Raw genomic sequence first — 20033 nt, 5'->3', positions numbered from 1 at the left:
TTAGTGTTGTTAAATAAATACAGTGAATACAGTGTCGGTTTTACTCTCAGTAGCGTCATAAGTTATTTACGTCGTTGTTTTTTTTTTTTTGTCTCGTGGGCTCGGAGATGTGTATAAGAGACAGTCATGTTTGAATTCGCCAAGTTTTATAATTTTAGATTATGAAGAGGCTGTTCTAAAAGGATATTTGGAAAGATCAGGGGCATATTGTGTAGAAACAATGCAGACATGTTTGGATAAAATGTTGAGTGTACAGGGGGATTATGAGGTGTATAAAGATTGGCTCAAAAATAGAAAGCTCAAAACTCCAAAGGTAGGATATTTTTAAAAAACAGGAAATAAATAATTGTAATATTTTTATTAAGCTAAATAACTAAAGTAATATCTAACTTTACATTGGTTGGAAAAGTGGTTAAAGTAAAATGCCCAAACAATCCCGCTTCCTCTGTATTGGTGGTTTCCTCAACGGAACGCAGGTCAAAGACCAAGGTGATAACTTCACCTGTGTTGAAAATACCAAACAAGTGACTTATCACAAACGTGAAATCTTCCATCCTGATTCATGGGATCATGACTATTATGTTTGTGAAACCACGACTGAGAAACAAGCTCGAAACTGGGTCTATGACATTGAGTCAAAATAATATTTAATTCGATAAAGAAAGACATGGGTTGGCGTTATCGTCAGCCCATTTTTATATACGTTTTAAAATATTCAGACAATAAAAAGCCCCATGGTTAGGGGCTAGTCGTATATAGGTCAAGCCCATATACTGTAAGAGGCTCATCTCAAACTGAGAGTATTAGAACACAGCAGCCTGCAAATAACCATCTAAATCTGATTTAAACAGTCAATTGTTGTTCAATCACCGGCCATAAATTCTGATGCGATTTCTTGAACATCAGCATATGACCAATGGTTTTATAGGCATAACTTTTAGGTCTAAGTTCAATTATCTGGGTTTTTGCGTTTGGATATAAACGCAGTAAATCTTTCACGTTGGCTTCCGTGGCAATTTCATCATCCGATGACCAGATTGAGGTAATCGGGCAGGTGACTTGAGCATGATAATCATGGGATGGTGCAATATTTTTACCAATCGCGTTGATTACATAACCCGGTTTACTACAGAACTGCGCCCATTCTCGTGCCACATCTTTAGGCAGGTTTTCACCCATACCAATCGCTTGAGTCGGGCCATAGCCTTTAGTGATGCGTGCCAGTGGGAAAATAACATTAAACATCACTGGCGCAAGTAACTTGGTTTTACCTTTGAGTCCTTTCACATGTCCAGTAGAGCCAGAGACGGCCACCACTTTTGCGACTTTATCGTAATTTGGCACAATACCTAAAAGCTGACCATCGGCACTATGTCCAAGTAGTATCACTTTTCTTGCATTGGTACGCGTTAATAAAGCATCAATCGCGGCCGGTATATCCAGTTGACCCCATTGCACAATACTGGCTTTTGAATTTTTCAACGGGCCATGTAGTGAATCACCAATCCCCCGGAAATCAAAGACCATAACGGCATAGCCTTGAGCTTGTAACCACACACAAAACTGATGATAAAACTGTTTAGTAATGCCAGTTGCCGGACAGACTAATACTGGAAGTTTTTCAGTTTCAGAAATAGCTGCATAAAAACGTGCACTTAAGCGATAGCCATCCTGACACTGGAGAGTCAATGTTTCAAATTCAGACATACGATACACTATGATTTTTATAATCCTGATGAAGCTTTTACTGTATAGATTTTTAGCAGGGTAGCTCGGGGAAAACATGACTTAAAAGTCAGTAAAATAATAGAGATGGAATAAAATTATGCAGCTAATGGAACTTGAGCTGGCCGTTAAAATCGCCATTATTTTTAGTGGAATATTTTTGTGGGTCGGGATGTTCACCGGCGTCTGGAAATATTGGCAGATTCGTCAATCGCCTCAGTCACGCGCACATTATTATGTCGATATTGCCCATCGCAGCAGCCTGCTTTATGCGCCCGCGACCTTAATTCTGGCAGTGCTGGCCTATTGTTCAGTGTTGCCGAGTATGGTGAATCTGATTTGCGTACTGGTCAATATTGTATTTTTCAGTTTTTCTATTGGGGCTTATATGCTGCATGGTTTCCTGCAAGACACAACGAATCAGTTTAAACAGCCGCATCAGCTGGGTAAGTTTCATTTGCCAGGAAGTTTAATGACTTTCGCCATGCTAGGTTTAATTGTCGCAGAATTGGGCGGGACAGGGATTTTGGTCTATGGAGCATTTGCGGGATTATTCTAATCTTCTTTTTATAGTTATTCTGAAAGGATGCTGGAATGACTGAAAATTAAAACACTTTTTTCACCAGATGGATGACTGGCCATATCATCCATCTGGGCTAATTTAAAATTTGATTATCGGTATTTCTGGTCTATGGCAGCCCATAGGAAAAATGCAGCTGAGACAATCAGTGCATAGCCAAAGTATTCAAGTTTTAAATTACCTTGAATTAAGCAATGGACGGTTAAAGTCAGCATGAGTGCAAAAGTGGTGCATATAAATGTCACCAGATTGGTGTTGTTGGCTTTAAGAGCGTCAATGAAGACTTGCTTGTTGAAATGTAATGATAACATCTCCATCCCTCCCATTTATTCATATTATTGAAGATTAAAGCAGATTTAATCAGTCAGAATTGAATATATAGTTGTACTGTTTAATTTGGACCTTTGCAACTGCTGTGGCAGGCTTTTACAGTCAAAATGCTCATCTTTAGTCGTATAACTACATAATCACTTGATTAGGCAAGAATTATATTTTCAGATTTCACCTCCAGCTAATTTTGGAAATAAGATGTAGTCATCATTTGATTAATGCGACCAGATAGAAAATGCAAATTCTACGCCAAAGATATGTAGTGTTAATCAATACTTTGTAAGCCTGCGTATGACTCGGAGGGGGACTTGGTTTAAGTTGGCAACAATAAGTATCTAAAATCAGGAAATTAAAAGTTCTGTTTATATTTATATAAAAAATAAAATAATTAAAGTTCAATTCTATACATCATATTTTATAGAAAATCTTAGTATCAAGATTTACAGTGGTGATTTGATGTCATTATTAAGAAACAATAAATGTCCGTTTGGGTAAAACCTGACAATTATTGATCACGCTCAAACCGGATTTTGGGTAAAAATACGATTTTTCAGACATCCTAGAAATTTTAGTTTCTAATACGGTCAATCACAGCTGTAATCAGCAATACAATCATGGATGGAATAAACCAGGCCAGATTCTGTTCTGATAGAGGTAAATTTTGCAGTAATGCAGCCAATTCAAAACCAGCAACTTTTAATCCGTCAAAAATACCAAAGATCAAGGCTACCAGGGTCACTGGCGCAATCACATGAGATGGTTTCTTGAAGAAGCTCGCACAGAAGCTCAGCATAATGACGCTAATTGCAGGCGGATAAATCGCGCTTAAGACTGGAACCGAAACAGCAATCAGTTTGGTTAAACCTAGGTTTGAAATCACCAGTGAGAAGCCCACCAGAATAAAGACAAAGATCTTGTATGGAATCTTGGTCAAGCTGGAGAAATACTCAGCGCAGGCACAGGTCAGACCAATTGCAGTGACCATACAGGCAATAAAAATCATGCCAGACAGGAAGTAAGCGCCCATATCGCCAAAAGCATGTTGTACATATGCATGCAGGATAATGGCACCGTTGGCTGCATTTGGTGCAATCTCATGGCTACCCAGTCCAAGTTTAAACAGACTTAAATACACCAGAGTTAAACCAATACCAGAAATAATGCCGGCATTAACCGCATATTTGGTAATCAGTTTTTTATCCGTTACACCACGTGAAGTAATGGCTTTGACAATCACAATACCGAAAACTAAAGCGCCCAAAGTATCCATGGTTAAATAACCATTTACGAAGCCTTCAGTCACTGGACTGGTAACGTAATTATCGATCGCTGCAGGCGGATTGCTGGCAGGGATCATCACGGCTGCTACACCCAAAATTATCAAAGAAATAATTTTAAGTGGTGACAGGAAATAGCCGACGGTATCCAGAATCTTGTTTGGATATAAAGATACGATGGTCACCACAGCAAAATAGATGATGCTGTAAATGAGCAGGCTGCCAGATTCATTGCCAAAGTAAGATGAAAAACCGATTTCATAAGAAACGGTTGCGGTACGCGGCGTCGCAAATAAAGGGCCAACAGCTAAGTAACAGATTACAGTCAGCAAGATGCTGGCTGCTTTGCCAAGAGGCGAGCTTAGTGCCTGAATGGAACCTTCAACGCGAGACAACGCAATAATGGTAATCACGGGTAAGCCGACTGCTGTAATAAGGAAACCTAAAGCAGCGAGCCATACGTGTTCACCGGCTTGTTGAGCCACAATCGGTGGGAAGATAATGTTGCCCGCACCAATAAATAGTGCAAAGGTCATAAAACCTAGGGCGACAATATCCCGGGTACGCAGACTTGTCATAAAGGGAGATCAATAGAACAAAAGAAAGCGATTTTAGTGTATATGTCCAATTTTTTGGAGTTTATTTTAAGGCTGGAAGCCTTGATTCTAGTGAGTTTGCGGATCACATAACCGGTCATTCAAATCTTGGTAGAAATATATGTTTGATAATTCGCTGAAAAATATATTTTTCCTTACAAGCTCAAAAAATATCTGCACTTGATATCAAAATATGTCAGTTATTGTTTGTACAAATAAGCAGCAGTGAAAAGTCCTATTTCAAGGAAAATTGCTGTGCCGAAACTCAACAACTGCGACATATTTCGCAAAAAAGGGATTATAATTCAGGGATTCATAGTGAGGATAGGTATATGCGCGCTCCAGCGATTAGTCTTAAAACTGAGCAAGATGTTGAAAAACTGCGGATATCTGGGCGTTTGGCTGCAGAGGTTTTAGCGATGATCGGGGAGCATGTCAAGCCAGGTGTCACGACTGAATATCTGGATGATCTCTGTCATGATTTTATTGTAAATACATTAAAAGTGACGCCAGCCAATATTGGCTATTATGGCTATACCAAAACCACCTGTATTTCACTGAATGAAGTGGTTTGTCACGGCATTCCATCATCAAAAGTCGTTCTTCAGGATGGCGATATTATCAATATTGATGTTGCCATTATTAAAGACGGTTATTTTGGTGATACAAGCCGGATGTACTATGTTGGAACTCCTTCTCCAGAAGCCAAGCGACTGGTCAATACCACCTATGAAGCCATGGTGGCCGGGATTCATGCGGTGAAGCCGGGCGCGACTCTAGGTGATATTGGTTATGCCATTCAAACGGTTGCACAGCGTGAAGGTTATTCTATTGTGCGCGAATATTGTGGTCATGGCATCGGCAAAGTCTATCATGAGCAGCCAAACATTCTGCATTACGGCCAGCCGGGTCAGGGCATTAAACTGGTTCCGGGCATGGTGTTTACCATTGAGCCGATGGTGAATATGGGAAAAGCCCGCGTCAAAGAGCTGAAAGATGGCTGGACTGTGGTCACCACGGATAAATCCTGGTCTGCGCAATGGGAACATATGGTCTATGTCACCGAAACCGGGTTTGAAGTGTTGTCGCCTTGGCCTGAAGGCACAGGTGAGTATCCGGAGATTTAAAATATTGATTGCATGATCTTTATTTAGATAATCCACTTACATAAATTACAACTCACTCGTGCTTGTTGACGAAAAAATACAAAACACTACATTAAACAGTGGTTTAGGGTTTTATATCTGATTAAAATAAGAGTCAGATACATAGGTTACCTTTTTTTCGCTCACTATGCTGTAGTGAAAGTTTCTCTAGCTCATTTTTCCCCAAGAATGAGCTATTTTTTTGTCCAGTTTTCCTCAACAGCATATCACTTAGCGCTGATTTAATTCAGCAACCAGATAGTCAATAAAGACCCGTACTGCGGGCAATAAACCGCGACGTGAAGGATAAACCACATGGAAAATACCATGCGGCGCTTTCCAGTCAGGGAGTACCCGAACAAGTTCACCACTTGCCACGTAATGCTCGACCACGTTATCTGGTAACAAAGTAACGCCTGATCCTGACGCGGCCAATTGTGCCAGCATATTTAAGTCAGAACCCATAACGGTTGGACTGACACGAATTTTTTTCTGTTCCTGCTGTTCATTTTGTAAGGTCAGAAACTGTTCGGTATGATCTTCAGCCATACTCAGGATTTTATGTTCAGCCAGTTGCTCAGGGGTTTTCAGTTCACCAAATTCATTTAAATAACCCTGACTGGCGAATAGATGCTGCTCAATTTTTTCAAACTGGCGGATCACCAGATTCGGATCATCATCCAGGCTGGAACGGACACGTAAGGCCAGATCAAAGCCTTCATTGATAATGTCGACCCGGCGATTGGTGATCATCATCTGGACTTTAATTTCAGGATATTTTTTCAAAAAATCCGGCAGAATTTTTGCCAGTTCATTCTGTGCAATAGACACTGGTAGACTGACTTTAATGGTTCCGCGTGGTTCGGTACTCAAATGGTCGACCAGATCATGCGCTGCCTGTGCAGCACTCAGCATGACTTGGGCATGCCGGTAAATATTCATGCCGATATCGGTGACAGCAAAATGACGCGAACTGCGCTGAATCAGACGTACGCCCAGGCGCTCTTCCAGATTAAACACCCGGCGGCTAAGTTTGGATTTGGGAATATCAGTTGCACGTTCGGCTGCACTAAAGCCGCCATGTTCCACCACCTGAGCGAAACAATAAAAGTCATCCAGATCAGACAGCATGGTTTAATTCCATTCTTGCAACGATAAGCTGATTAAAAATTGATTGTTGCATACTGTCAATCAGAGAATGTAGTGCATAAAGATTTTAATTCGGGGATTTCAGTAAACCTAGCAGTGTTTGCATGCCATCGGTCGCGTTTTGGGGGATTTTGTAAAACTGTGCAGGCAAATACTGCTGCTCGGCTTTCGGGTCGATGTAATAGGCCTGACAGTACGCAGGAATATCATGAATTAACCCGGCGACCGGATAAACCTGTAGGCTGGTGCCAATCACCACAAAAATATCGGCATCCTGTACACAGTCTTGGGCTTCTTCATACGCGGGCACGGCTTCGCCAAACCAGACCACATGCGGACGTAACGGATAGCCTGCCTTACAAAAGTGTTGATTTAAATCTAATTCAGCACCTTCAATTGGATAAAACTCGGTCGTGCTTTGTGCATCGGGGCCTGAGCTTTTGGCCAGACGAATATTGCCATGTAAATGGATCACCTTGGAGCTGCCGGCACGTTCATGCAAGTCATCAATATTCTGGGTGATTACATGCACATCAAACTCATTTTCAAGATCGGCAATTAATTGATGTGCGGCATTCGGCTGTGCTTCCAGAATGTTTTTACGGCGGGCATTATAAAAGCGTTGCACCAGTTCTGGATTTTTGGCCCAAGCTTCAGGTGTCGCGACCTCTTCAATCCGGTATTGTTCCCAAAGTCCATCACTGTCGCGAAAAGTATGAATGCCACTTTCGGCGCTCATGCCTGCACCGGAAAAAGCCACCAACTTTTTCATTGTTCTATCTCCTGAATCTTTAGGCAGCTGAAGTGCTAGATTGTGAATTTTCATTTAAAAAGATGCCAAGTTCTCGGGCAAATTTTAGCGGTTCAGTCAGTAAAGGTGTATGGCCGGATTTGCTGAAAAGTATCTGTTTGGCCTGAGGCAGGCTTTCTGCAATCAGGTGCTGACCTTCAAAAGGATATAGCTTGGATTGTACGCCGCTAAAGAAAGTCACCGAACAGCTGAGCTGGGCCAATGCCTCTCGGTAATCCTCACGATGGTATAAATAATTGTTGATATACCACGCCATATAATCCACCCGGCTGGAAGGCATTAACAGACTTTGCAGGCGAGGTTGATTCAAAATGAATTCGAAAGCTTTCAGACTATATTTTTGTTGATTTTGTAGCTGAATAAATTTTAGCCATAGGGCGGCAATTTGTTTACGGACAGAAACGTCAAGATCACGGATCAATTCAACTTGCTGATATTGCGTAAGTAGGACAGAGAGCTGCTGCAGGATGTCGATAAATTCCTGATAACGTGGACCAAAAAGACCAAAATCCCAGGCATCATCGACCGGAATTTTGGGAGTCTGATCAATGTGCAAATAAGCAGAAATCTGACTGGCAAAGTTGTCATAATGCATGCCGTGCATTGCGGTGGTTGCACCCATGGAATAGGCAATGACGATGACTTGATCTAATTCTAGCTGGGTCAGAACTGAACGCACATCCAGCCAGTGACTGGAAATTGCATCCCTATCTGGCGGAATTTTACAGCGACTGGAAGCCCCAAAGCCGCGCCATTCTGGAATAATGAAACAGAAATTTTTCTGATGCGGATAAAGAAAAGCTTTCCATTGCCAGCTCAGCATGCCAAGTCCCGAGAGCACCAGTACAGGCTGTCCCTGACCATATTCGCGTACAAATAGCTGTTCACCATCGGGCATGCGATAAAAGGGCATGTGTGTCTCCGTATTTAGAATTATTTTGCGTCAAATTGTTTGAGTCGCGGAATGACTTGTTCCAGCCAGGAAATCCAGCCCAGTTCCTGATCAATCCCCAGTTGCAAAATCATTTTATGAATATACAGGGTACGGTCAGTTTCGTCCGCTTCGGCAAAGTCCTTGGCAAAAATCTGCTGATAGGTTTTCAGTTTTTCTTTATGCAGTTCTAGATGGCGTTCCAGCTCTGCCAAGGTGTTATTGCCACCAAGCTGGGCTTCGGCACGTAAACGCACCATCAGTTCTTCGCGCAGTTGTGCCGGTGGGCTTTGTTGCAGCATCCAGTTGGCCAGTTCTTCCCGGCCCAGACGTTCCACTTGATAAGTCTTTTTGCGGCTATTGGAATCTTCCTCTTCTATCGTCGAAATCCATCCTTTTTGCAGCATGGCATTCAGCTCGCGATAAATCTGCTGATGAGTGGCATTCCAGAAGAAGCCCATGGATCGGTCAAAACGGCGGGCCAGTTCGATTCCGGTGCTGGGCTTTTCAATCAGGCTGGTCAATAAAACATGCGCTAAAGACATAAGCGTCTCAAAAAAGTGACTCAGGATTATTATGCAACATGTTGCATAAAAATCAATTCTGGCATATAAATTAGTGCAACAAGTTGCATTAAACTGGAAAGTTTGAGGGATCAAACTGCCAGTTGCTAAAACAATAGCCAGCCTAAACGCACGCTCAGGAGTTGAAATGTCTAAATATCCGAATTTACTTGCCCCATTGAACTTGGGTTTTACCACGCTTAAAAACCGCGTGTTAATGGGTTCCATGCACGTTGGTCTTGAAGAGGCACCCGGCGGATATGATCGGATGGCAGCTTTCTATGCAGAGCGTGCCAAAGGTGGAGTCGCTTTAATCGTCACCGGCGGGATTTCACCAAATGATCATGGGGTGACGTTTCATGGTGGTTCCAAACTTGACACTCTTGAAGAAGCTGAAAAGCATAAGGTAATTACCCAGGCCGTACATGAGGCGGGCGGGAAAATTGCCATGCAGATTTTGCATACCGGACGCTATTCTTATCAGGCTGAAAATGTCGCGCCATCCCCAATTCAGGCACCGATCAATCCGGTCAAACCGCATGCTTTAACTTCGGCTGAAGTGCAGCAAACCATTGATGATTTTGCCAATTGTGCCAAGCTGGCTCAATACGCCGATTATGACGGTGTAGAAATCATGGGCTCGGAAGGCTATTTGATTAACGAGTTTATTGCCGCGCGTACCAACCATCGTGATGATGAGTGGGGTGGAAGCTATGCAAACCGCATCCGTTTCCCGATTGAAATCGTACGCCGTACCCGTGAAATGGTCGGTGAGAACTTTATCATTATTTATCGCCTATCTATGCTGGATCTGGTCGAAGGCGGTTCAACTCTGGAAGAAGTCATCCAGTTGGCCAAAGAAATTGAAAAAGCCGGTGCGACCATTATCAATACCGGCATTGGCTGGCATGAAGCGCGTATTCCGACCATTGCCACCAAAGTGCCTCGTGCAGCCTTTACTTGGGTGACGCGTAAGCTGAAAGGTCAAGTGAAGATTCCTTTAATCACTTCAAACCGTATCAATACTCCGGAAATGGCTGAATATGTATTGGCATCTGGTGATGCTGATATGATTTCTATGGCCCGTCCGATGCTGGCAGACTCTGAGTTTGTCCTGAAAGCGGAGCAGGGTCGTAGCGATGAGATCAATACCTGTATCGGTTGTAATCAGGCCTGTCTGGATCATATTTTCTCAATGAAAATTGCCACCTGTCTGGTCAATCCACGTGCCTGCTATGAAACAGAGCTCATTTTTAAAGAAACCAATGTAGCAAAAAATATTGCCGTGATTGGTGCGGGTCCTGCAGGTTTAAGCTTTGCTGTATATGCAGCAAATCGCGGTCATCAGGTGACGGTATTTGAAGCCGCTGCTCAGATTGGCGGGCAGTTTAATATTGCCAAGACCATTCCGGGCAAGGAAGAGTTTTATGAAACCTTGCGCTACTTCAAGCGTCAGATTGAATTACAACCACGTATCAAATTGCAACTGAATCATAAGGCGAGTCTGGAAGAGCTGGCTCAGTCAAGCTTTGATGATATTGTGGTGGCAACAGGCGTGACACCACGTCAGCTTGAGATTCCAGGCATTGATCATGCAAAAGTACTGTCTTATCTGGACGTTTTGAAAGAACGTAAGCCGGTGGGTCAGCGAGTTGCCATTATTGGTGCAGGCGGTATTGGTTTTGATACAGCCGAATTCTTGAGCCATGAAGGGGAAAGTGGCAGTATCAATCCGGAAAAATTCTATGATGAATGGGGTATTGATACTGACTATGAAAATGTCGGTGGCTTAAAAGCTGCAAATGTAGAAAAACCGCAACGTGAAATTTATTTATTGCAACGTAAAGCTGCTTCAGTCGGCGCGAGTTTGGGTAAAACCACAGGCTGGATTCATCGTACCGGTTTAAAACACCGTGACGTAAAAATGATTGCGGGCGCCAATTATGAAAAAATTGATGATCAGGGCTTACATATTGTCGTGAATGACAAGCCTGCTGTGTTGGAAGTCGATCACGTGATTATTTGTGCCGGTCAGGAATCTTATACCGCCATGTTTGATGAGCTAAAAGCGGCGGGTAAAAATGTGCATCTGATTGGTGGAGCGAAAGAAGCGGGTGAGCTGGATGCCAAGCGTGCAATCCGTCAGGGTGCTGAATTGGCGGCGGTGATCTGAAAATATTAAAACCTGCTTTTTCCCCTCTCCTTTATTAAAGGAGAGGGTTAGGGAGAGGATTTGTAAGAAAGAATCCCCCCTTGCGAAGCAGTACTTCTCACCTTTAATAAAAGGGGGAATTCTTTCAATTAAAAGAAAGAAGTATTTAAGCTTTTATTAAAAAATATCAAAAAAGAAGGAATCCAAAATGACCATCGAAAATACCAGAAAATCCATTGCACGCTGGCATGAGATGCTGGAAACCCGTGATATGTCGATCTTGAATGAACTACTTGCTGAAGAAGTGGTATTTCGTTCGCCTGTGGCTTTTCAGCCTTATCCTGGAAAACAGGTGGTATTTTTTATTTTGACCAATGTCATTCAAGTCTTTGAAAAATTCACCTATCACCGTGAATTTATAAGTGAAGATGGTAACAATGTCGTACTTGAGTTTTCTGCCAATGTGGGCGATAAAAAACTAAAGGGAGTTGACATGATTCAGTTTAATGAAGAGGGGCAGATGATTGATTTTGAAGTCATGATTCGACCTAAGTCCGGACTTGAAGCCTTGGCTGTACAGATGGGCCAGCGGATGCAATCATTCCAAGCTAAAACTTAATTCGAACTATTGATTCAAGTCGGCATGAAATTTGTAAATCACAGCTAGTACAACTAGAGGGGGATGACAGATGAAAATGTTGCTTAAAAAATTGGGTCAGCTTTCCAGTGAGTATCTGGATCGTTTCAGTGGAGCAGACGAGCCGACCCTGTATTACAATCCGAATGGTGTATTTTCAGGACTCATTGAGAGCTTACCGCAGCTGCAACAAAAATATCGTCCTACACCTTGGTTAGCCAATGCACACGCACATATTCTGTATTTCGATTTAATTAAAAAACGTACCATTAAGCTGAAATATGACGCGCTTGAACAGCTGAAAATGTCAGATGGCGGAATTACCGGTATTGCCTGGTATGGACTGGATCTTCCTGCAAATACCCCTACCATTGTTTTATTGCATACGATAACCGGTTCTCCTGAATCAATGCGTGAACTGGTTCGTGATCTGCATAAATATACGGGTTGGCGTGTTGCATTGTGTTTACGCCGTGGTCATGCAGACTTACCCATGCCTGTGCCTAAAATGAACCTGTTTGGTTCAACTCAGGATTTGCGTGAACAACTCTTGTATATACAGGACAGATTTCCTCAGTCCGATCTCTATGGGGTTGGCTCTTCTGCGGGTACGGGATTGTTAGTGCGTTATCTGGGCGAAGAGGGTGAACAAACCCCATTAAAAGCAGCTTTTGCTTTATGTCCTGGCTATAACACTGAAACTGGTTTTGCCAATGTGCATCCGTTTTACAGTAAAGTTATGGCCAAAAAACTGATTAAGCGCTTTATTCATCCTTATCAGGAAACCTGGCAGGTCTGCCCAAGCTGGAAACAGTTATTAGAAGTTAAAGATCTGTCCGAATTTGAAAAACTCTATTTTGAACTGGCCGGATTTACGGATTATGCCAGTTATACCCAGGCAACCAATCCGATTTATGTATTTGAAAGTATCAAAATTCCGCTGATGATTTTAAATGCGGAGGATGATCCGGTTTGTCACATCCGAAATTTAGAACCTTATAAAGAAAAAATTCGGGCGATGTCCAATATTATGGTGATTACCACCAAAAAAGGCAGTCATTGCGGCTTTTATCAGGGCTTGATGCAAACCGAATCTTGGGCTACCCGACTAATGGCAGACTATTTGATTCACTTATCTCGTGCACCGGCAACAGTATCTGCTTAAAAAGTTCCAATAAAAAACCCAGCATCTGCTGGGTTTTTTGATGAATGATACTGTAATTAGTCAAGTGCTGGCATCGCTGCGGCAATTGCGTCAGCAACCGCATCATCCTCAGACTTGTTTTCTGGATTTGAATTGGTTTTAGGTGTGGTCGCAGCAGGCTTTGACGCAGGTTCTTCGCGGGTTTCAGGCACTGGTGCCGGCTCAGTAGTTTCTGGTTTTTTGATTTCACGACGGATTTCAGTCGTGGTGTTTTCAGTTTGCTCACGTTGAATTTCAACCGTTGGCGCTACTTCCTCTTCAATTGCCGCTGGCTCTACAGGTTCAAGCGGTTCAAATTGCGTTGGTTCTGGAGTCGAGATTTCAGATGCTGGAGTAACTTCTACTTGCTCTTCTTCTTTTGGTGCTTCTTTTTTTACACACGCAGTTAATGTCAGGCCAGTCAGGATTAGGGTGGAGATTAAAAGTTTCTTCATCATCATTGCATCAAACATAAAAGTGTGGAGTGGATACACTATTATAGCAGCAAAATGCAAGATAGAAATCATATGAACTTACTGTAATTTTTTATAGGAATTGCTGTTAGAATAGTCAATTGTTTATTGTTCTTTGAATTGATGCGGATTGACTTTGCTTTCTAGGTACAAGGTAAAGTAAAATTGCGCAACATTGCAGGCCGATTTAGGCTCGATTGTACGAGAAACCCAATGACCCATTTTATTTTCGTTACTGGTGGTGTAGTTTCATCACTAGGTAAAGGTATTTCAGCTGCTTCTGTTGCTGCACTTTTAGAAGCTCGTGGTTTAAAAGTGACCATGGTAAAAATGGATCCATACATTAATGTCGATCCAGGGACAATGAGCCCATTCCAGCATGGTGAAGTTTTTGTTACAGAAGATGGTGCTGAAACAGACTTAGACTTGGGTTACTACGAACGTTTCTTGCGTCGTGCGAAAATGACCAAACTAAATAACTTCACATCAGGCCGTGTTTACCAGGATGTTCTAAACAAAGAACGCCGTGGTGACTATCTAGGCGGTACTGTTCAAGTTATTCCACACATTACTGACAATATCAAAGAGCGTGTACTTCGTGCAGGCGAAGGTTATGACGTTGCGATCGTAGAGATCGGCGGTACTGTAGGTGACATTGAATCTCTCCCATTCATGGAATCTGTACGTCAGTTAATGGTTGAACTTGGTCATAAACGTACCATGTTAATGCACTTAACGTTACTCCCATACATTAAGTCTGCAGCAGAATTAAAAACCAAACCAACACAGCACTCTGTTAAAGAACTCCTGTCGATTGGTATTCAGCCAGACATTCTCATCTGTCGTACAGAGTACGATGTAGATGCAGATACGACGCGTAAGATTGCATTATTTACCAACGTTGAAGCACGTGCCGTTGTGGTATGTAAAGACGCACGTTCGATCTACCAGATTCCACGTACATTCTACGAACAAAATGTTGATGATTTAATCTGTGAACGTTTTGGTTATAACGATCTTCCTGAAGCTGATTTAACAGATTGGGATAACGTTGTAGAAGCATTACTGAACCCTGAATACACCGTACGTGTTGCAATGGTCGGTAAATACGTTGAACTTCCAGATGCTTACAAATCTGTCAACGAAGCACTTTTACATGCGGGTATTCAAAACCGTGTGAAAGTTCAGATTGACTACGTAAACGCTGAAGAGCTTGAAGGCCAAGATGTAGCAGAAGTATTGAAAGATGCTGATGCGATTCTAGTTCCTGGTGGTTTCGGTGAGCGCGGTACTGAAGGCAAAATGAAGGCGATTCAGTTCGCACGTGAGAACGGTGTGCCGTTCCTCGGTATTTGCTTGGGTATGCAGTTGGCTGTGATCGAATACGCACGTAATGTTGCTGGTATTGCAGACGCGACCTCGACTGAATTTAACCGTTCAACCAAATCTCCATTGATTGGTTTAATTACTGAATGGTTAGATGAGCGTGGTGAAGTTCAGCAACGTTCTGCTGATTCTGATCTGGGTGGCACGATGCGTTTAGGCGCGCAAAAATCTGAACTGGTTGCAGGGACTAAAACTGCAGAAGTTTATGGTTCTGAAGAAATCATCGAGCGTCACCGTCACCGTTACGAGATGAACAACCGTTATATCCCAGTGCTGGAAGAAAAAGGCATGAAGATTTCTGGTTACTCTCCGGTACAGCATCTGGTAGAAACTGTTGAAATTCCTGCACATCCTTGGTTTATTGCAGTACAATTCCACCCGGAATTTACCAGCTCGCCACGTGATGGTCACCCATTATTTGCAGGTTTCATTGATGCTGCGAAAAAGCAGTACCAAAAAACCAAATAATCGGTGCGTAGGACACAACTAGGGAAGTTTAAATGTCGCAATTAAAACCACAAGAAATTGTACGTTTGGGCGATATACAAATGGCAAATCATTTGCCATTTGTATTATTCGGCGGAATGAATGTACTTGAATCTAAAGACCTGGCTTTTGAAATCGCAGAGACTTATGTCGATATCTGTACACGTTTGGGCATTCCTTATGTGTTCAAAGCCAGCTTTGATAAAGCCAACCGTTCAAGCCTGAACTCTTTCCGTGGCCCAGGCCTGGAAAAAGGTCTCGAGTGGTTAGCTGACATTAAAAAACACTTTAATGTGCCGATCATCACCGATGTGCATGAGCCGTACCAAGCGGCTCCTGTGGCGGAAGTGGCAGACATTATTCAATTGCCAGCTTTCTTAAGCCGTCAGACGGATCTGGTTGAAGCCATGGCAAAAACGGATGCGATCATCAACATCAAAAAAGCCCAGTTCCTGGCTCCGCACGAAATGCGTCATATTTTGCATAAGTGTCTGGAAGCCGGAAATGACAAGCTGATCATTTGTGAACGCGGTTCGGCATTTGGCTATAACAATCTGGTTGTAGACATGCTGGGCTTCGACATCATGAAAGAAATGAATGTCCCGGTTTTCTTTGATGTGACCCATGCCTTACAAACCCCAGGCGGCCGTGCAGATTCTGCCGGTGGTCGTCGTGCGCAAATTACAACGCTTGCACGTGCGGGTATGGCAACGGGTCTTGCAGGCTTGTTCCTGGAAGCACATCCAGATCCGGAAAAAGCCAAGTGTGATGGTCCATGTGCGCTGCGCATGTCTCAGCTTGAGCCGTTCCTGGCACAGCTAAAAGAATTGGATACCTTGGTTAAAGGTTTCGAAAAGTTAGATACACACTGAGTTTATCACTCTTGCGCTGCCGTATAGGCAGCTCATATTAATCAACTGAGGAATAGTTCATGAGCCAAATCGTTGACATTCGTGCACGTGAAATTTTGGACTCTCGTGGTAACCCTACCATCGAAGCAGACGTAATCTTAGCATCTGGCGTAGTTGGCCGTGCATGTGCACCATCTGGTGCTTCAACTGGTTCTCGTGAAGCTTTAGAACTTCGTGATGGCGATAAAGCGCGTTACTTAGGTAAAGGCGTTAAAACTGCGGTAAATAACGTCAATACGTTAATCCGTGACGCTTTGGTCGGTAAATCAGTATTCGAACAAAAAGACATCGATAACACGATGATCGCGCTTGACGGTACTGAAAACAAAGAAAAATTAGGTGCAAACGCAACTTTGGCAGTGTCTTTGGCTGCTGCGCGCGCTGCTGCTGAAGAAAAGAAAATTCCTCTTTTCCAATACATCGCAGATCTTCGCGGTCAAACGATTTTGACCATGCCTGTACCAATGATGAACATCATCAATGGTGGTTCACATGCAGACAACAACGTCGATATTCAAGAATTCATGATTGAGCCAGTAGGCTTCACTTCATTCTCTGAAGCGCTACGTGCCGGTGCTGAAATTTTCCATTCACTTAAATCAGTATTAAACAAAAAAGGTTTAAACACTGCGGTAGGTGATGAAGGTGGTTTTGCACCGAACTTACGTTCAAACGAAGAAGCAATTACGGTTATTCTTGAAGCAATTGGTCAAACTGGCTACAAAGCAGGTTCTGACATCATGCTTGCGCTTGACTGTGCATCTTCAGAATTCTACAAAAATGGTCAATACATTCTTGCGGGCGAAGGCAACAAAGCGTTCACAAGCAACCAGTTCTCTGACTATTTAGCAGGTCTTGTAAACCAGTACCCAATTATCTCGATTGAAGATGGTCTGGACGAATCTGACTGGGAAGGCTGGTCTTACCTGACTTCAATTCTTGGTGACAAGATCCAGTTGGTAGGTGATGACTTGTTCGTAACGAATCCGAAAATCCTGCAGCGTGGTATCAACGAAAAAGTGGGTAACTCTATTCTGATTAAATACAACCAGATCGGTACCTTGACTGAAACTTTAGATGCCATCTACCTTGCGAAAGAAAATGGTTACTCTACGGTAATTTCACACCGTTCAGGCGAAACTGAAGATTCAACGATTGCTGATCTTGCAGTAGGTACAGCAGCGGGTCAAATCAAGACGGGTTCACTTTGCCGTTCTGACCGTGTAGCGAAATATAATCAATTACTTCGTATTGAAGAATTGACTAATGCTGCATATCGCGGTAAAGCTGAGTTCAAAGGTTTGAACTAAGCGACTTATGTCAATGTTAAATGTATTCGACTCGACTGCGAGTAAAGTACTGTTGGGCCTTGCGATCATTTTGATCGCAGGGTTTCAATATTTATACTGGTTTGGTGAAGGTGGTTATCATGATCATCAGCAACTGACCCAGAAAATCCAACAACAAATGGAATTGAATGATGAGCTAAAAGAGCGTAATCGCGTTCTGGCAGCAGAAGTTTATGATTTGAAGAATGGTATTGAAGCCATCGAAGAACATGCGCGTTTAGATCTTGGTCTGATTAAGCCACGCGAAACTTTTATTCAAATGAGCACGATCAGTACTCAATATAAACCGATCTATCTTAATCCTAATTCTAAAGTAGACCTGCGAACCAATGAGTCAGCTGAAGCACCAACCACACCTTAAACTTTGGGTCATTCTTCCAGCTGCAGGTTCCGGTAGCCGTTTCTCTAAAACAGAACTGAAACAATATCAGATGATTCAAGAGCGAACTGTTCTTGAACATACGGTGGCTCGTCTGAATCAACTGCCTTTGATGGGTTATGTCCTGGCGATTGGTGCACAGGACAACGTGGCAAAAACATTGCCATTTTCCAGTCTGGAGAAAGCCCATTTTTGTTTGGGTGGTGCCGAGCGGGTGAATTCCGTGTTAAATGCACTGAACTATTTATCTCAAATCGCTTCTGAAAATGATTGGGTGCTGGTACATGATGCGGCGCGTCCCTGTGTCAGTCTGGATTGTCTGCAACAACTGGTCAATACGGCGATTACAAATGATCAGGCTGCGATTCTGGCCATCCCGGTGCGAGATACACTTAAGCGTGTAGTAACCAATTTTGATATCGAGGAAACAGTGGATCGCTCGATGCTCTGGCAGGCACAAACACCACAAATGGCCAAGCTAGGTGTGTTGAAACGGGCGATTGAGCAGGCTTTGCAAGATGGTGCTACGATTACTGATGAAGCCAGTGCGCTGGAACATATCGGCGAACAGGTGAGTGTAGTACAAGGGCGTTCCGATAATATTAAAATTACCTATCCGGACGATCTGGAACTGGCCAAGCTGATTTTACAGGCTCAGGCTTAAAAATATATTCAAATAATATTTAAATAAAAGCAGAATAAATCTGGCTATAGCGATCTATTCGCTATAGCTTTCACTTATAATTTTGCCATCATTCTTTTTCACCTTTTGGCCAATGATACCTTCACAGCAGTATCGGTTTTTACGTCACTCTTTGCGTGATGGACGTAGTATTAACCCGCAAGATTCATCTCGATGGACCAAGTTGCACCTTGATCCCTGGTTATTGTGCTTTCTAGTTCTCAATGCAATCCTGGGTTTAATGGTGGTGTATAGCGCGACATCCGAAGACTCTGGCATGGTGGTGCGTCAGGCGATCAGTTTTGGAATTGGTTTTGTGCTGCTGTTTATCTGTGCGCAGATTCCACCGAAAGTTTATCAGGCGATTAGTCCATACCTGTACGCCTTCGGGATCTTCATGCTGCTTCTGGTCTTTGTGATTGGTGAAAAACGCTTGGGTGCAACCCGCTGGATTACCTTGCCGGGGGTAGGAAGCATGCAACCGAGTGAGGTAATGAAATTTGCGATGCCTTTGATGATGGCATGGTATTTTGCACGTAAGCCGTTTCCTCCCAAATTTTTGCATATTGTGGGGGCTCTGATTTTATTGGGCGTACCATTTGTTTTGGTGGCGCTTCAGCCTGACTTGAACATTGGCTTGGTGATTCCCGGTATTTTTGTTCTATTTTTAAGTGGGATGTCGTGGCGTCTGATTGGTGGTGCAGCCGCTGCAGTAGCCGTGGCAGCTCCGGCTGCATGGATGTTTGTATTACAAGAGTATCAAAAAAAGCGTATTACTACGCTATTTGATCCGGAGTCGGATGCCTTGGGTGCAGGCTGGAATATTATCCAGTCCAAAATTGCGATTGGTTCAGGTGGTTCCACGGGTAAAGGCTATACTGAAGGTACGCAATCACATTTAGGTTATCTTCCTGAACATCATACTGACTTTATTATGTCGACTTATGCCGAAGAATTCGGTTTTATCGGTGTTTTTCTGCTGTTTAGTTTATTCACTGCCATTATTATTCGCTGTCTGATGATTGGTTTAAAAAGCTTTCATAACTTTGGCCGTTTATATGCTGGAGCCATGGGACTGACTTTTTTCTTCTTTGTATTCTTAAACTCAGGCATGGTGAGCGGGATTTTACCTGTGACCGGAGATCCATTGCCGCTGATGAGTTATGGTGGAACAGCGGTAATTTCCATGCTGGCCGGGATGGGCATTGTGATGTCGATCCATACTCATCGATAAATCATTCTAAAAGTCGGACTGGTTCCGGCTTTTTATACACTTAAAATAAGTTGT

Annotated in this window: 20 protein-coding genes; 12 read left to right on the top strand and 8 right to left on the bottom strand. The window is 43.0% G+C overall.

Annotated features, from left to right (window positions below; translation table 11 throughout):
• The first annotated feature begins 422 nt into the window (after positions 1-422).
• Positions 423-644, top strand: coding sequence for a hypothetical protein (locus BFN00_RS13155; RefSeq protein WP_044108897.1), 222 nt, complete (start codon positions 423-425; stop codon positions 642-644).
• A 199-nt stretch (positions 645-843) separates the two neighbouring features.
• On the opposite strand, the gene BFN00_RS13150 is transcribed toward BFN00_RS13155, so the two are convergent.
• Positions 844-1707: an alpha/beta hydrolase family protein gene (locus BFN00_RS13150; protein WP_071852080.1), complete on the bottom strand. Its 864-nt coding sequence runs from the start codon at positions 1705-1707 to the stop codon at positions 844-846.
• 118 nt (positions 1708-1825) lie between these two features.
• Between BFN00_RS13150 and BFN00_RS13145 the strand changes: the two genes are divergently transcribed.
• Complete coding sequence (locus BFN00_RS13145; RefSeq protein ID WP_044108901.1) at positions 1826-2284, top strand: hypothetical protein; 459 nt, start codon at positions 1826-1828, stop codon at positions 2282-2284.
• A gap of 113 nt (positions 2285-2397) precedes the next feature.
• On the opposite strand, the gene BFN00_RS13140 is transcribed toward BFN00_RS13145, so the two are convergent.
• Complete coding sequence (locus BFN00_RS13140; RefSeq protein ID WP_004645284.1) at positions 2398-2616, bottom strand: hypothetical protein; 219 nt, start codon at positions 2614-2616, stop codon at positions 2398-2400.
• A 587-nt stretch (positions 2617-3203) separates the two neighbouring features.
• Positions 3204-4490 carry a branched-chain amino acid transport system II carrier protein gene (brnQ, locus tag BFN00_RS13135; RefSeq protein WP_005247229.1) on the bottom strand — a complete coding sequence of 429 codons (1287 nt, stop codon included), beginning with the start codon at positions 4488-4490 and terminating at the stop codon, positions 3204-3206.
• Positions 4491-4840: 350 nt separating this feature from the next.
• On the opposite strand from brnQ, the gene map reads away from it, so the two are divergent.
• Complete coding sequence (gene map, locus BFN00_RS13130) at positions 4841-5635, top strand: type I methionyl aminopeptidase (protein ID WP_071852079.1); 795 nt, start codon at positions 4841-4843, stop codon at positions 5633-5635.
• A gap of 249 nt (positions 5636-5884) precedes the next feature.
• Here the strand turns inward: map and BFN00_RS13125 are convergent, their stop codons facing one another.
• The 4 genes from BFN00_RS13125 to BFN00_RS13110 form a co-directional block, all read right to left on the bottom strand.
• Positions 5885-6784, bottom strand: a complete 900-nt coding sequence (locus BFN00_RS13125) for a LysR substrate-binding domain-containing protein (protein ID WP_044108906.1) — start codon at positions 6782-6784, stop codon at positions 5885-5887.
• An 85-nt stretch (positions 6785-6869) separates the two neighbouring features.
• Positions 6870-7574, bottom strand: coding sequence for an SIR2 family NAD-dependent protein deacylase (locus BFN00_RS13120; RefSeq protein WP_044108908.1), 705 nt, complete (start codon positions 7572-7574; stop codon positions 6870-6872).
• Positions 7575-7593: 19 nt separating this feature from the next.
• Positions 7594-8526 (bottom strand): alpha/beta fold hydrolase, encoded by a 933-nt coding sequence (locus BFN00_RS13115; RefSeq protein WP_044108910.1) that lies wholly within the window; start codon positions 8524-8526, stop codon positions 7594-7596.
• A gap of 20 nt (positions 8527-8546) precedes the next feature.
• Positions 8547-9089, bottom strand: coding sequence for a PadR family transcriptional regulator (locus BFN00_RS13110; protein WP_005262757.1), 543 nt, complete (start codon positions 9087-9089; stop codon positions 8547-8549).
• Between the two features lie 166 nt (positions 9090-9255).
• Here BFN00_RS13110 and BFN00_RS13105 point away from each other — a divergent pair, with 166 nt between their 5' ends.
• The 3 genes from BFN00_RS13105 (at position 9256) to BFN00_RS13095 (ending at position 13061) form a co-directional block, all read left to right on the top strand.
• Positions 9256-11280 carry an NADPH-dependent 2,4-dienoyl-CoA reductase gene (locus BFN00_RS13105; protein ID WP_005247222.1) on the top strand — a complete coding sequence of 675 codons (2025 nt, stop codon included), beginning with the start codon at positions 9256-9258 and terminating at the stop codon, positions 11278-11280.
• Between the two features lie 187 nt (positions 11281-11467).
• Positions 11468-11878, top strand: a complete 411-nt coding sequence (locus BFN00_RS13100) for a nuclear transport factor 2 family protein (protein ID WP_044108912.1) — start codon at positions 11468-11470, stop codon at positions 11876-11878.
• Positions 11879-11948: 70 nt separating this feature from the next.
• Positions 11949-13061, top strand: coding sequence for a YheT family hydrolase (locus BFN00_RS13095; RefSeq protein WP_044108914.1), 1113 nt, complete (start codon positions 11949-11951; stop codon positions 13059-13061).
• Positions 13062-13117: 56 nt separating this feature from the next.
• Here the strand turns inward: BFN00_RS13095 and BFN00_RS13090 are convergent, their stop codons facing one another.
• Positions 13118-13540, bottom strand: coding sequence for a hypothetical protein (locus BFN00_RS13090; RefSeq protein ID WP_370940779.1), 423 nt, complete (start codon positions 13538-13540; stop codon positions 13118-13120).
• Between the two features lie 225 nt (positions 13541-13765).
• Between BFN00_RS13090 and pyrG the strand changes: the two genes are divergently transcribed.
• The 6 genes from pyrG to rodA all read left to right on the top strand — a co-directional run bounded on the left by pyrG (position 13766) and on the right by rodA (position 19979).
• Complete coding sequence (gene pyrG, locus BFN00_RS13085) at positions 13766-15406, top strand: CTP synthase (RefSeq protein WP_004278723.1); 1641 nt, start codon at positions 13766-13768, stop codon at positions 15404-15406.
• A 32-nt stretch (positions 15407-15438) separates the two neighbouring features.
• Entirely contained in the window at positions 15439-16296 is an 858-nt protein-coding gene (gene kdsA / locus BFN00_RS13080; RefSeq protein WP_004278721.1) for a 3-deoxy-8-phosphooctulonate synthase, read from the top strand.
• A 59-nt stretch (positions 16297-16355) separates the two neighbouring features.
• The gene (eno, locus tag BFN00_RS13075) at positions 16356-17645 is read left to right on the top strand and encodes a phosphopyruvate hydratase (protein WP_004278719.1); all 1290 of its coding nucleotides are present in this window, start codon (positions 16356-16358) and stop codon (positions 17643-17645) included.
• A gap of 7 nt (positions 17646-17652) precedes the next feature.
• A complete protein-coding gene (locus BFN00_RS13070) occupies positions 17653-18045 on the top strand; it encodes a septum formation initiator family protein (protein ID WP_004645271.1) in 393 nt (130 codons plus the stop codon).
• The gene (gene ispD, locus BFN00_RS13065; protein WP_071852077.1) at positions 18014-18727 is read left to right on the top strand and encodes a 2-C-methyl-D-erythritol 4-phosphate cytidylyltransferase; all 714 of its coding nucleotides are present in this window, start codon (positions 18014-18016) and stop codon (positions 18725-18727) included. The genes BFN00_RS13070 and ispD overlap by 32 nt, the downstream gene beginning before the upstream one ends.
• Positions 18728-18839: 112 nt before the next feature.
• Positions 18840-19979 carry a rod shape-determining protein RodA gene (gene rodA, locus BFN00_RS13060; RefSeq protein ID WP_071852075.1) on the top strand — a complete coding sequence of 380 codons (1140 nt, stop codon included), beginning with the start codon at positions 18840-18842 and terminating at the stop codon, positions 19977-19979.
• Positions 19980-20033: the final 54 nt, after the last annotated feature.

Source organism: Acinetobacter sp. AR2-3 (genome assembly GCF_001878775.1).
GTDB lineage: Bacteria > Pseudomonadota > Gammaproteobacteria > Pseudomonadales > Moraxellaceae > Acinetobacter > Acinetobacter lwoffii_D.
The sequence above is the reverse complement of the archived record's forward strand: the minus strand, read 5'-3'. Positions and strand labels throughout refer to the sequence as shown.

Bases quoted from the DNA above. Each gene is read 5' to 3' on its own strand.
- BFN00_RS13155 (WP_044108897.1), top strand. From the start codon at position 423: ATGCCCAAACAATCCCGCTTCCTCTGTATTGGTGGTTTCCTCAACGGA.
- BFN00_RS13150 (WP_071852080.1), bottom strand. From the start codon at position 1,707: ATGTCTGAATTTGAAACATTGACTCTCCAGTGTCAGGATGGCTATCGC.
- BFN00_RS13145 (WP_044108901.1), top strand. From the start codon at position 1,826: ATGCAGCTAATGGAACTTGAGCTGGCCGTTAAAATCGCCATTATTTTT.
- BFN00_RS13140 (WP_004645284.1), bottom strand. From the start codon at position 2,616: ATGTTATCATTACATTTCAACAAGCAAGTCTTCATTGACGCTCTTAAA.
- brnQ (WP_005247229.1), bottom strand. From the start codon at position 4,490: ATGACAAGTCTGCGTACCCGGGATATTGTCGCCCTAGGTTTTATGACC.
- map (WP_071852079.1), top strand. From the start codon at position 4,841: ATGCGCGCTCCAGCGATTAGTCTTAAAACTGAGCAAGATGTTGAAAAA.
- BFN00_RS13125 (WP_044108906.1), bottom strand. From the start codon at position 6,784: ATGCTGTCTGATCTGGATGACTTTTATTGTTTCGCTCAGGTGGTGGAA.
- BFN00_RS13120 (WP_044108908.1), bottom strand. From the start codon at position 7,574: ATGAAAAAGTTGGTGGCTTTTTCCGGTGCAGGCATGAGCGCCGAAAGT.
- BFN00_RS13115 (WP_044108910.1), bottom strand. From the start codon at position 8,526: ATGCCCTTTTATCGCATGCCCGATGGTGAACAGCTATTTGTACGCGAA.
- BFN00_RS13110 (WP_005262757.1), bottom strand. From the start codon at position 9,089: ATGTCTTTAGCGCATGTTTTATTGACCAGCCTGATTGAAAAGCCCAGC.
- BFN00_RS13105 (WP_005247222.1), top strand. From the start codon at position 9,256: ATGTCTAAATATCCGAATTTACTTGCCCCATTGAACTTGGGTTTTACC.
- BFN00_RS13100 (WP_044108912.1), top strand. From the start codon at position 11,468: ATGACCATCGAAAATACCAGAAAATCCATTGCACGCTGGCATGAGATG.
- BFN00_RS13095 (WP_044108914.1), top strand. From the start codon at position 11,949: ATGAAAATGTTGCTTAAAAAATTGGGTCAGCTTTCCAGTGAGTATCTG.
- BFN00_RS13090 (WP_370940779.1), bottom strand. From the start codon at position 13,540: ATGATGATGAAGAAACTTTTAATCTCCACCCTAATCCTGACTGGCCTG.
- pyrG (WP_004278723.1), top strand. From the start codon at position 13,766: ATGACCCATTTTATTTTCGTTACTGGTGGTGTAGTTTCATCACTAGGT.
- kdsA (WP_004278721.1), top strand. From the start codon at position 15,439: ATGTCGCAATTAAAACCACAAGAAATTGTACGTTTGGGCGATATACAA.
- eno (WP_004278719.1), top strand. From the start codon at position 16,356: ATGAGCCAAATCGTTGACATTCGTGCACGTGAAATTTTGGACTCTCGT.
- BFN00_RS13070 (WP_004645271.1), top strand. From the start codon at position 17,653: ATGTCAATGTTAAATGTATTCGACTCGACTGCGAGTAAAGTACTGTTG.
- ispD (WP_071852077.1), top strand. From the start codon at position 18,014: ATGAGTCAGCTGAAGCACCAACCACACCTTAAACTTTGGGTCATTCTT.
- rodA (WP_071852075.1), top strand. From the start codon at position 18,840: ATGATACCTTCACAGCAGTATCGGTTTTTACGTCACTCTTTGCGTGAT.